Origin of the sequence: Pseudomonas leptonychotis (assembly GCF_004920405.1) — a bacterium.
GTDB lineage: Bacteria > Pseudomonadota > Gammaproteobacteria > Pseudomonadales > Pseudomonadaceae > Aquipseudomonas > Aquipseudomonas leptonychotis.
Map to the genome: position 1 here is coordinate 2,156,622 of NZ_RFLV01000001.1, position 12,102 is coordinate 2,168,723.

9 protein-coding genes are annotated in these 12,102 nt (G+C 61.7%); 8 read left to right on the forward strand and 1 reads right to left on the reverse strand.

Going from position 1 to position 12,102, the window contains the following annotated elements; genetic code table 11:
• Nucleotides 1–379: 379 nt before the first annotated feature.
• Nucleotides 380–1,483, reverse strand: a complete 1,104-nt coding sequence (gene gbcB, locus D8779_RS09975; protein ID WP_136664253.1) for a glycine-betaine demethylase subunit GbcB — start codon at nt 1,481–1,483, stop codon at nt 380–382.
• A gap of 352 nt (nt 1,484–1,835) precedes the next feature.
• Here gbcB and gbcA point away from each other — a divergent pair, with 352 nt between their 5' ends.
• The 8 genes from gbcA to D8779_RS10020 all read left to right on the forward strand — a co-directional run bounded on the left by gbcA (nt 1,836) and on the right by D8779_RS10020 (nt 12,099).
• Nucleotides 1,836–3,128 (forward strand): glycine-betaine demethylase subunit GbcA, encoded by a 1,293-nt coding sequence (gene gbcA, locus D8779_RS09985; protein ID WP_136664254.1) that lies wholly within the window; start codon nt 1,836–1,838, stop codon nt 3,126–3,128.
• Between the two features lie 393 nt (nt 3,129–3,521).
• Nucleotides 3,522–4,499, forward strand: a complete 978-nt coding sequence (locus D8779_RS09990; RefSeq protein ID WP_136664255.1) for a dipeptidase — start codon at nt 3,522–3,524, stop codon at nt 4,497–4,499.
• A 129-nt stretch (nt 4,500–4,628) separates the two neighbouring features.
• Nucleotides 4,629–5,159, forward strand: a complete 531-nt coding sequence (locus D8779_RS09995; protein WP_136664256.1) for a 4-vinyl reductase — start codon at nt 4,629–4,631, stop codon at nt 5,157–5,159.
• A gap of 104 nt (nt 5,160–5,263) precedes the next feature.
• The gene (gene dgcA / locus D8779_RS10000) at nt 5,264–7,324 is read left to right on the forward strand and encodes a dimethylglycine demethylation protein DgcA (protein WP_136664257.1); all 2,061 of its coding nucleotides are present in this window, start codon (nt 5,264–5,266) and stop codon (nt 7,322–7,324) included.
• A 108-nt stretch (nt 7,325–7,432) separates the two neighbouring features.
• Nucleotides 7,433–9,394, forward strand: coding sequence for a dimethylglycine demethylation protein DgcB (gene dgcB, locus D8779_RS10005; RefSeq protein ID WP_136664258.1), 1,962 nt, complete (start codon nt 7,433–7,435; stop codon nt 9,392–9,394).
• 166 nt (nt 9,395–9,560) lie between these two features.
• Complete coding sequence (gene etfA / locus D8779_RS10010; RefSeq protein WP_136664259.1) at nt 9,561–10,784, forward strand: electron transfer flavoprotein subunit alpha; 1,224 nt, start codon at nt 9,561–9,563, stop codon at nt 10,782–10,784.
• Between the two features lie 95 nt (nt 10,785–10,879).
• Nucleotides 10,880–11,653 carry an electron transfer flavoprotein subunit beta gene (etfB, locus tag D8779_RS10015; protein WP_136664260.1) on the forward strand — a complete coding sequence of 258 codons (774 nt, stop codon included), beginning with the start codon at nt 10,880–10,882 and terminating at the stop codon, nt 11,651–11,653.
• A gap of 185 nt (nt 11,654–11,838) precedes the next feature.
• Entirely contained in the window at nt 11,839–12,099 is a 261-nt protein-coding gene (locus tag D8779_RS10020; protein ID WP_090244113.1) for a hypothetical protein, read from the forward strand.
• The last annotated feature ends 3 nt before the right edge of the window (nt 12,100–12,102 follow it).

Consider the following 12,102-nt stretch of genomic DNA (forward strand, 5'->3'; position numbering starts at 1 on the left):
GGCTTGCCCGCGATAGCGTCCGCAGGGTTGGTGGATGGATAAAGCGTCATCCACCCTACAAAACTACCGCTGTGGGAAGCGCGGGGTTATGGTTTCGTGGGAGGCGCTTTAACGGCGAGCTTTTGCTTACAGCCGTCGCGGCTACGACTGCATGGATGCAGGAGATAGAGCGAAGCAGGATGCCAGAGCCGAAAGCCCCTCCCACAGACCGTAGGGTGGATGAGGCTTTTCTCATCCACCATTGTGATCGTCGGGCAGTAGATGGCTGAGGCGTCATCCACCCTACGGCAGCCCAGCGCAGCTGATTGCGCACAAAACAAAAACGCCGCACCGGCCTGAAGGCGAGTGCGGCGTTCTGCTGTGTATGTCGTCCGGGTGTTTAGTACTCGATGGCCACATCACCCTGCGGCACGCTGCAGCAGGAGAGGATATAACCCTCGGCCACATCTTCGTCGGTGATGCCGCCGTTGTGCTCCATGCTCACCTCGCCCGAGGTTTTCATCACCTTGCAGGTGCCGCAAATACCCATGCCGCAGGCCTTGGGGATGTGTAAACCGAGCTTGGCGGCGGCCGCGTGCACGGTTTCGCCCGGGTCGACACGGATGCTCTTGCCGGTGCTGGTGAATTCCACCTGATGCTGGTCGGCCAGCGGCACCGGATCGGCATCGGCCGCTTCGGCGGCGAGTTCTTTGGCTTCTTCACGCACATCGGCCGGCGTCGCGCCGAAGGACTCTTCGTGGTAGTGCTGCATGTCGAAACCGTTGCTTTCGAGCAGGCGCTTAATTGCATTCATGTACGGCGTCGGCCCGCAGCAGAAAATTTCCCGCTCCAGGTAGTCCGGTGCAATCAGCTCCAACATCTTCTGGTTGAGGTAGCCGCGATAACCGGCCCAGGCCTCGCCCAGGCCGTGTTTTTCACAGACCACGTGCAGGCTGAAGTTGTTGATCCGCGCGGCCATATGTTCCAGCTCGCGGTAAAAGATGATGTCCTTGGGCGAGCGCGCACTGTGCACAAACACCATGTCGACATTGGCGTTGGTGTCGTAAAACCAGCGTGCCATCGACATCACCGGGGTAATGCCGACACCGCCGCTGAGGTAGAGCACCTTGTCGGCGGGGAAATCGATGGCGTTAAATAAGCCAACCGGGCCGTGCACGGGCAGCTCGTCGCCTTCTTTGAGGTTGTCGTGCAGCCAGTTGGAAACCTTGCCGCCCGGCACCCGCTTGATGGTGATGGAGAAGCTGTAAGGCACCGCCGGCGAGCTGGAAATAGTGTAGGAGCGCATCACCGGCTGGCCGTCGATCTCCAGCTCCAGGGTGACGAACTGGCCGGGCTTGAAGAAATACAGCAGCGGCTGTTCGGCCATAAAACTGAAGGTGCGTACGTCCCAGGTTTCCTGAATCGCTTTGACGCAACGCACCATGTGCCGGCCATTGCTCCAGGTCTGGGTAGTGACCGGATTGAGGAAGTCGTTCGTCGTCATGGACGTCTCTCCGCGCGCGGCCGGACATCGGCCTTATATGGGGCGGATTGTGCGCACTGGCCGTCGCACTCATTTATCTGTCTGCGACATTTGCATGCTTATCGCGACCTGCTGCACAGGCCGTGGATTGCCGCGTCGGAAACGGATGCGGCTATGTCGTCCATGGATAAGGATTTGCCCGCGCCCAGCGCCAAACTCGCAACCAGCCGACATATAAGGTCATGAGCGAATTGCCCTTTCATCCAGATGCCATCGGCAGGCTAAGATCGGGTCAAAAACGCCAGCTTGCGTGAACTGAATAGCCACCCTATTGCGGCAACTCGCAGAGCGAGTTGCCAGTGAGGAGTTACCGATGGACGTCACCGCTACCCTGAGCCTGGGCGACCCGCTAGAGCCCGCACGCAAGGCCACTGCCGAGATGTTGCAGAATCGCGAGCGCACCTTCTCGTTGCCGCAGCCGTTCTACAGCGATGAACGGCTGTTCAAGATCGACATGCAGGAGATCTTCCACAAGGAGTGGCTGATTGCAGGCATGACCTGCGAGATCCCAGCCAAGGGTAATTTCCTCACCCTACAGCTCGGCGACAACCCGATCATCGTGATTCGCGGCGCCGAAGGCGTGGTGCATGCTTTTCATAACGTTTGTCGGCATCGCGGGTCACGGCTGTGCACCAGCGAAAAAGGCAAGGTGGCCAAGCTGGTTTGCCACTATCACCAGTGGACCTACGAGCTGGATGGCCGGCTGTTGTTTGCCGGCAGCGAGATGGGCGCAGATTTCGACCTCAAGGACTACAACCTGAAGCCGGTGAACTGCAAGGTCGCGGGCGGCTACATCTTTATCTCTCTGGCAGAAAACCCGCCGGCCATCGACGATTTTCTCAGCACCCTGGCTCACTACATGGAGCCCTACGACATGGAAAACACCAAGGTGGCGGTGCAGTCCACCTTGATGGAGAAGGCCAACTGGAAGCTGGTGCTGGAAAATAACCGCGAGTGCTACCACTGCAGCGGTTCGCACCCTGAGTTGCTCAATAGCTTGCTGGAGTGGGACGACGTCACCGATCCACGCGCCAACCAGTCCTTCAAGGACCATGTCGCCGAGTCGTCCGCCAAGTGGGACGCCGAGAAGATTCCTTACGCCCACGCCAGCTTTGGTCTGCGTAACCGTATCGTGCGCATGCCGCTGCTTAAAGGCACCGTATCCATGACCATGGATGGCAAGCAAGGCTGCAGCAAACTGATGGGGCGCATCCAGAACCCGGACCTGGGCTCGATGCGCATCCTGCACCTGCCGCATTCGTGGAACCACTGCATGGGCGATCACTTGATCGTCTTCACCGTCTGGCCGATCAGCGCCCAGGAAACCATGGTCACCACCAAATGGCTGGTGCACAAAGATGCCGTGGAAGGGGTGGATTACGACGTGGCGCGCCTGCGTCAGGTGTGGGACGCCACCAACGATCAAGACCGGCGCCTGGCCGAAGAGAACCAGCGCGGCATCAACTCCACCGCTTATCAACCCGGCCCGTACTCGACTACCTATGAGTTTGGCGTGGTCAATTTTGTCGACTGGTACAGCGAGCGGCTGCTCAACAACCTCGGCGCTGAGCCGGCGGCCTACTTGCGCCAGGTCGGCGCGGAGTAACTCGGCATGACGCTTGGCTTGTGGTTGCTGCTTGGGTTAGCGCTGTATGGCCTGTTGGCCGCCCGCCGCCGTCCGGCCAATGCATTGACACACTGAGACCCTCCTCAAGGGCTCACCTTAGCCTCTGCCGGTTACCCCCGGGCAGGGGCTTTTTTTTGGACGCCGACTGCTTTCGTGGGAGGGGCCGGGCGGCGATCCGTTTTAGCCGCGACAGCATCGCCGCCAAAGCGCCTCCCACCTACTTAATCTGAGGCATATCCAACTGCGACCCGGCTTTGACGCTTTCGGCAATACCCCAGTCGTTTTTGCACCCGGTCGCCCAGCCCCCCGGGGATATGCTCACCCCAAAGCGCCGGCAGAAGATTCGGCGCGCCGAGCTAAGGGGACTGCCTGATGAGCCCAGCCGAATTGCACGCCGACAGCATCGTTATTGACGGGCTGATCATCGCCAAATGGAACCGCGAACTGTTCGAGGACATGCGCAAAGGTGGTCTCACCGCCGCCAATTGCACGGTCTCGGTATGGGAAGGCTTTCAAGCCACGGTGAACAATATCGCCGCCAGCCAGAAGCTGATCCGCGATAACAGCGACCTGGTGATGCCTGTGCGCAGCACTGCCGACATTCGTGCTGCCAAGGCCCAGGGTAAGACCGGCATCCTCTTCGGCTTCCAGAATGCGCATGCCTTTGAAGACCAGATCGGCTACGTCGAAGTGTTCAAGCAGCTCGGCGTGGGCATCGTACAGATGTGCTACAACACCCAGAATCTGGTGGGCACCGGCTGCTACGAGCGTGACGGTGGGCTGTCGGGTTTTGGCCGCGAGATCGTCGCCGAGATGAACCGCGTCGGCATCATGTGCGACCTGTCGCACGTGGGTTCCAAGACCAGCGAAGAAGTCATCCTCGAATCCAAGAAGCCGGTGTGCTACTCGCATTGCCTGCCGTCTGGCCTTAAAGAGCACCCGCGCAACAAGTCTGACGAAGAGCTGAAGTTTATCGCCGACCACGGCGGCTTTGTTGGCGTGACCATGTTCGCGCCGTTCCTGGCCAAGGGCATCGATTCGACCATCGATGATTACGCCGAAGCCATCGAGTACGTGATGAACATCGTTGGCGAAGACGCCATTGGCATCGGCACCGACTTCACCCAGGGCCACGGCCAAGATTTCTTCGAATACCTGACCCACGACAAGGGCTACGCCCGCCGCCTGACCAGCTTCGGCAAGATCATCAACCCGCTGGGCATCCGCACCGTGGGCGAGTTCCCCAACCTTACCGAAACTCTGCTCAAGCGCGGCCATCCCGAGCGCGTGGTGCGCAAGATCATGGGCGAGAACTGGGTCAACGTCCTGGCTGATGTCTGGGGCGAATAAGGTCCGAACACAACACGATCAATGTGGGAGGGGCTTTAGCCGCGACCTGCTCCGCCGGAGCAGCGCTGTTAAGAGCTTCGCGGCTAAAGCCCCTCCCACAAACCAAACAAGATTCCGGAGTTTGCACACATGGCCACACACGCACCCGAAATGCCGATCCAGGTCGACGACGAAACTGGCGTTTGGACCACCGACGCCCTGCCGATGCTCTATGTGCCGCGGCATTTCTTCGTCAATAACCACATCGGTATCGAAGAAGTTCTGGGCGCCGAGGCCTATGCCGAAATTCTCTACAAGGCCGGCTACAAATCCGCCTGGCATTGGTGTGAGAAAGAAGCCGAGTGCCATGGCATGTCCGGCGCGGCGGTGTTTGAGCATTACATGAAACGCCTGTCGCAGCGCGGCTGGGGCCTGTTTGAAACACAGAAGCTCGACCTGGAAACCGGCTATGCCGAGGTCAAGCTCAAGCACTCGGCCTTTGTGTATGTCTACGGCAAGTGCGGGCGCAAGGTCGATTACATGTTCACCGGCTGGTTCTCCGGTGCCATCGACCAGATCCTCGCGGCCGCCGGCAGCCCGATTCGCACGGTCACGGTGCAGGAGTACGGCGGTTCTGAAGAAGGCCACGATGAGGGTCTGTTTGTGGTTAAGCCACTCTGACCCACCTGACAACAATTTCGTAGGAGGGGCTTTAGCCGCGAACAGCGCAACCCGCTCGCCGCTGAAGCGCCTCCCACAATCCTTAGTTCCGTGAGGATGCCGCCATGGCCTTCGAAGCAATGTTTCAGCCGATCCAAATCGGCAAGCTGACTATTCGTAACCGCATCGTATCCACTGCCCACGCCGAGGTGATGGCCACCGATGGCGGCATGACCACCGAGCGGTACGTGAAGTATTACGAAGAGAAGGCCAAGGGTGGCGTCGGCCTGGCGATCTGCGGTGGCTCCTCGGTGGTTTCCATCGACAGCCCGCACAGCTGGTGGAGCTCGGTGAACCTGTCGAGCGACCGCATCATCCCGCACTTCCAGAACCTGGCGGACGCCATGCACAAGCATGGCGCCAAGATCATGATCCAGATTACCCACATGGGCCGTCGCTCACGCTGGGATGGTTTCGACTGGCCAACCCTGATGTCGCCGTCCGGCATCCGTGAGCCGGTGCACCGCGCCACCTGCAAGACCATCGAGCCGGAAGAAATGTGGCGCGTTATCGGTGACTTCGCCCAGGCCGCACGCCGTGCCAAAGAGGGCGGCCTCGACGGCGTCGAGCTGTCGGCTGTGCACCAGCACATGATCGACCAGTTCTGGTCGCCGCGCGTGAACAAGCGTACCGACGAGTGGGGCGGCACCTTTGAAGGGCGGATGAAGTTCGGCCTGGAAGTGATCAAGGCGGTGCGCGCCGAGGTCGGTGCCGACTTCTGCGTGGGCCTGCGTATTTCCGGTGACGAGTTCCACCCGGACGGCCTGTCCCACGAGGACATGAAGCAGATCGCCGCGTATTACGATGCCACCGGCCTGATCGACTTTATCGGTGTGGTCGGCTCTGGCGCCGACACCCACAACACTCTGGCCAACGTCATCCCCAACATGAGTTATCCGCCGGAGCCGTTCCTGCATTTGGCCGCCGGGATCAAGGAAGTGGTCAAGGTGCCGGTGCTGCACGCGCAGAACATTAAGGACCCAAACCAGGCCACACGGATTCTGGAAGGCGGTTACGTCGACATGGTCGGCATGACCCGTGCGCACATCGCCGACCCGCACCTGATCGCCAAGATCAAGATGGGCCAGGTCGACCAGATCAAGCAGTGCGTCGGTGCCAACTACTGCATCGACCGCCAGTACCAGGGCCTGGACGTGCTGTGCATCCAGAACGCGGCGACCAGCCGCGAATATATGGGCTTGCCGCACATCATCGAGAAAACCACTGGGGCCAAGCGCAAGGTGGTGATCGTTGGCGGCGGCCCAGCCGGTATGGAGGCAGCCCGCGTGGCGGCCGAGCGCGGCCACGATGTAACCCTGTTTGAAAAGAAGGACCAGCTCGGCGGGCAAATCAGCCTGGCGGCCAAGGCGCCGCAGCGCGACCAGATGGCCGGCATCACCCGCTGGTTCCAACTGGAGATCGCGCGCCTCGGCGTCGACCTGCGCCTGAGCACGGGTGCTGATGCCGCGAGCATTCTCGATCTGCGTCCGGATATTGTCGTGCTGGCCAACGGCGGTCATGCGTTTATCGAGCAGAACGAGCACTGGGGCTCAGCCGAAGGCCTGGTGGTGAGCAGCTGGGACATCCTCGATGGCAGCGTTGCACCGGGCAATAACGTGCTGGTGTACGACACCATTTGTGAATTTGCCGGTATGTCGGTGGCCGACTTTATCGCCGACAAAGGCGCCAAGGTGGAGATCGTTACCGACGACATCAAGCCGGGTGTGGCCATGGGCGGCACCAGCTTCCCGACCTACTACCGCAGCATGTACCCCAAGGAAGTGATCATGACCGGCGACATGATGCTGGAAAAGGTCTACCGCGAGGGCGACAAGCTGGTGGCGGTGCTGGAGAACGAATACACCGGCGCCAAAGAAGAGCGGGTGGTCGATCAGGTGGTGGTAGAAAACGGCGTGCGTCCCGATGAGAGCCTGTACTACGGGCTCAAGGAAGGCTCGCGCAACAAGGGTCAGATCGACGTCGAGGCGCTGTTCGCGATCAAACCGCAGCCTTGCCTGAGCGAGGCCGGCGACGGCTACTTGCTGTTCCGCATCGGTGACTGCGTGGCCCAGCGCAACATCCATGCGGCGATCTATGACGCCCTGCGCTTGTGCAAGGATTTTTGATCCGGGCGCTGAATCGTTGTGGGAGGGGCTTTAGCCGCGACAAGGCGAAAAGCATCGCGGCTAAAGCTCCTCCCACTAGCCTCACCTTTTGGATTGAGGATGTCCTCGATGTTGAACACCCTGCTCCCTATTCTGCTGTTCGCTGCCCTGGCCCTTGCGGTCATCGGCGCGGGCAAGCGCTTTCTGATGTGGCGTCGCGGTCGGCCGGCTCAGGTTGACTGGTTGGGCGGTCTGCTGGCCATGCCGCGGCGCTATATGGTCGACCTGCACCATGTGGTCGCCCGTGACAAATACATCGCCAACACCCACGTGGCCACGGCCGGTGGTTTTGTGTTGGCCGCCGTATTGGCGATTCTGGTACACGGTTTTGGCTTGCACAGCCGTCTGCTCGGCTTTGCCTTGTTGGCGGCCACTGCGCTGATGTTTGTCGGCGCGCTGTTTGTCGCCAAGCGCCGGCTCGACCCGCCATCACGGCTGTCGAAAGGCCCGTGGATGCGCCTGCCGAAAAGCCTGCTGATGTTCGCCGCCAGCTTCTTTATCGCCACCTTGCCGGTCGCCGGGATTGTCTCGGCGGACTCTGGTGGCTGGGTCTTGGCCCTGCTGCTGAGCGTGGGCGTGGCCTGGGGCGTGTCCGAGCTGTTCTTCGGCATGACCTGGGGCGGGCCGATGAAGCACGCCTTTGCCGGTGCCCTGCACCTGGCCTGGCACCGTCGCGCCGAACGTTTCGCGGGCGGTCGCTCCACCGGGTTGAAAGCCCTGGATCTGGATAACCGCAACGCCCCGCTGGGGGTGGAAAAGCCCACAGACTTCACCTGGAACCAACTGCTCGGCTTCGATGCCTGCGTGCAGTGCGGTAAGTGCGAGGCGGCGTGCCCGGCCTACGCTGCCGGTCAGCCACTGAACCCGAAGAAGCTGATTCAGGACATGGTCGTCGGTCTGGCGGGCGGTACTGACGCCAAGTTTGCTGGCTCTCCCTATCCGGGTAAGCCTATTGGCGAGCACAGCGGCGGCCCGCACCTGCCAATCGTCAACCTTAATGGCAAGGCCCTGGTCGATGCCGAGACGCTGTGGTCATGCACCACCTGCCGCGCCTGCGTCGAGGAGTGCCCGATGATGATTGAGCATGTCGATGCCATCGTCGACATGCGCCGCCACCTGACCTTGGAAAAAGGTGCGACGCCGAACAAGGGCGCCGAAGTGCTGGATAACCTCATCGCCACCGACAACCCCGGCGGTTTTGCCCCGGGCGGGCGCTTGAACTGGGCGGCGGACCTGAACTTGGCGCTGATGAGCGATAAACAGTCGGTTGAGGTGCTGTTCTGGGTCGGCGACGGTGCCTTTGATATGCGCAACCAGCGCACCTTGCGTGCGTTCGTCAAAGTGCTCAAGGCCGCTAATGTCGACTTCGCCGTGCTCGGCCTGGAAGAACGCGACAGTGGTGATGTGGCCCGCCGCTTAGGCGATGAGGCGACTTTCCAGCTGCTGGCCAAACGCAACATTGCCACCCTGGCCCAGTACCAGTTCCGCACCATCGTCACCTGCGACCCGCACAGCTTTCATGTGCTGAAAAATGAATACGGCGAGCTGGGCGGCCACTACCAGGTGCTGCACCACAGCACCTACATGGAGCAGCTGATAAGCGCACAAAAGCTCACGCTTGGCAGACACAAAGGCGGCAGCGTGACCTATCACGACCCGTGCTACCTGGGGCGCTACAACGGCGAGTACGAAGCGCCGCGCGCGGTGCTCAAGGCCATCGGTATCGAGGTCCGGGAGATGGAACGCTCGGCATTCCGCTCGCGCTGCTGTGGTGGCGGCGGTGGTGCACCGATTACCGATATTCCCGGCAAGCAGCGGATTCCCGATATGCGCATGGCCGATATCAAGGAAACCGCCGCTGAAGTGGTGGCCGTGGGTTGCCCGCAATGCACCGCCATGCTCGAAGGCGTGGTCGGCCAACGGCCAGAGGTTAAAGACATCGCCGAGCTGGTGGCCGATGTATTGATCGAAGGCGTGGTTGAGGCTAAGCCTCCGGTGCCGGCAAAGCCTGAGCTGGCGGAGGTGCACTGATGTCGACGCATATCATGAACAAGCCGCAATTCCTCGTGGGAGGGGCTTTCGGCTCTGGCATCCTGCTTCGCTCTACCTCCTGCATCCATGCAGTCGTAGCCGCGACAGTCCATATCGCGGCTAAAGCCCCTCCCATAGAGATCGCCAGAGCTACGGAGGCCCGTCCATGAGCGACCTGATTCGCCGCGATCCACGCGCTGAGTGGATTGCCCGTAATCGCCTGCACCCGCTGCATGCCGCAGCGCAGCCAGCGGCCGTGAGCTGGATGGGGCCTAACGGCGTGATTCGCAAGAACCCACACGGCGTCGGCTTTATCGGCCCCAACGGGCTCAAGCGTATCGACCGTTCCGGTGGTCAGCAGGGCGGCAGCCAGAAACGCAGCGCCGTCAGCGCCGTGGTGCAATTGCCGCTGCATGTGATCGAGCAGCCTGCCTTTCATATCGTGGTGGTGCCGGACATGGTCGGCGGCCGCCTCAGTGCCCATGACAAAGACCTGCTTGGCCTCGCCCATAAACTCGCCGGCAGCGACGGCGCGGTGGTCGCTGTGATATTTGGCGAGCACAAAGAAAACGCCTTGGACTGCAACGGCGTGGACCGCCTGCTGCAGTTCGAGGCTGACGATTTCAGCGGCTATGCCCCGGAAGCGCGCGTACTGGCGCTGGCGTCGCTGGAACGGCAACTCGCGCCGCGTCATTGGTTGCTGCCTGACAGCCGCACCGGTGGCGGTGAGCTGGGTCGGCGTTTGGCGGCCAAGCTGGGCGTGCGCCCGGCGACGCGGGTCTGGCAAGTGGCCGATGGCATCAGCAGCGGGCGTGCTGGCGCCGGCCGTGAAGATTTAGTGCAACAAGCACCGCGCGTGGTGCTGGCCGCCGTCGAGTGCGCCGAACCGGTCAGCGAGACGCGTCATGAAGTGCGTGCGCTAGCCCTCAATGAAGCGCTGGTCAGGCACATACCGCGGATTCAAGACCTCGGCGCGGTGGCAGTCGACCCGGCGCAGATTCCCATGGCCGAAGCGGAGTTCATTCTCTCCGGCGGTAACGGGGTCAAGGACTGGGCGCTGTTTCATCAGGCCGCTGCGGCGCTGGGGGCGACCGAAGGCGCTTCACGCGTCGCGGTGGACGATGGCTATATGGGCCGCGAACGTCAGGTCGGCGCATCCGGCATCTGGGTCACCGCGCGGGTGTATGTGGCAGTGGGTATTTCCGGCGCCATCCAGCATCTGCAAGGGATTGGCGCTTGCGACAAGGTGGTGGCGATCAACCTCGACCCGACCTGCGACATGATCAAGCGCGCCGACCTGTCGGTGATTGGCGAGTCTGCCGCGATCCTGCAGGCGTTGATCGAGCGGGTGGCTGCCCACCGACAAGGAGCAGAGCGCGATGCAGCATAGATACGTAGGGTGGATGTCGCTTCACCCATCCACCGGGCAAGACCGCACATTGATGGTGGAAGAAAACAGCGTCTTCCACCCTACGGAGCTGCGCCATGACTGATTTGCAGGTAATTACGCTGGTTTCCGTGGGCGCCCACCCGCTGTCGGGGCGGCCACGCCGCGCCGAGCAGGACGCCCGTGCGGTCGAGCTGGGTTTGCACTTGGCCGGTGAGCGTTTGCAGGTGCTGCATGCGGGTGATCCGCAGCAGGAGGCGCTGCGGGCTTATCTGGGGATGGGCCTTGATCAGATCAAGATTCTTGAGCAACCGGCGCACAGCGATGCGCTGCCAGTGCTGGCCGACTACCTGGCCGATTCCAGCGCGCAGCTGGTACTGACCGGCAGCCAGGCGGAAACCGGTGAGGGTTCGGGCATGCTGCCTTTCCTCTTGGCGGAACAGCTTGGCTGGCCGCTGGTGGTGGGACTGGCTGCGGTGGAGCAGGTCAGCGATGGTGTGGCTCAGGTGCTGCAGGCGCTGCCCCGTGGTCAGCGTCGGCGTTTGCAGGTGCGCCTGCCTTTTGTTGCCAGTGTTGATAACGCCGCACCCACCGCGCGGCAGAGTGCCTTCGGTCCTGCCCGCCGTGGTTTATTGACCGCCGAGGAGGTGGAGCTGGTCGCTGACCCGTTGTTTGCCAGCGCGCAACTGCAACCGGCTAAACCACGGCCCAAACGGCTCAAGGTGATCAAGGCGAAAACCGGCGCGGAACGCATGAAAGCCGCCACGGCCAAAGCCAGTGGCGGGGGGGGGCAGGTACTCAAGGATGTCTCGCCAGAGGCCGGCGCCGAGGCTATCTTCAAGCTACTACTGGAAGAAGGCGTGCTGCGCTAAGTCGATGCTGTGGGAGGTGCCGGGCGGCGATCTGCTTTAGCCGCGACAACTGTGGTTTAAAGCTCGCCGCTAAAGCGCCTCCCACGGTTTATGTTCCAGTTCGTAGGATGGGTTGAGCGTCGCGATACCCATGCGCCGCCCGAGTTGAGAGCCCATTTATCGCCGCACCATTAGAGGATTTGATCATGATGCATGCCGACTTGATTGATCAGGAAGATCTACGTGAACGCCTGGTGGCGCTGGGGCTGTCGATTCCGCCTGGGGTGACGGCCGAGCAAGCCTGCGAACATGCCGTCAGCGGCCTCAGCCCGGAGCGGGCGGTGGCGCTGAAGCGTTTGGTCGAGGAATTGCTCGGTGGCAGCGCGACGGTGCTGCCTAATGTGCGCGAGGCCATCTCGCGCACGCTGTTACCGGCGCTCGTCCCACGACAGAGCCCGCCAGGCTAAGCC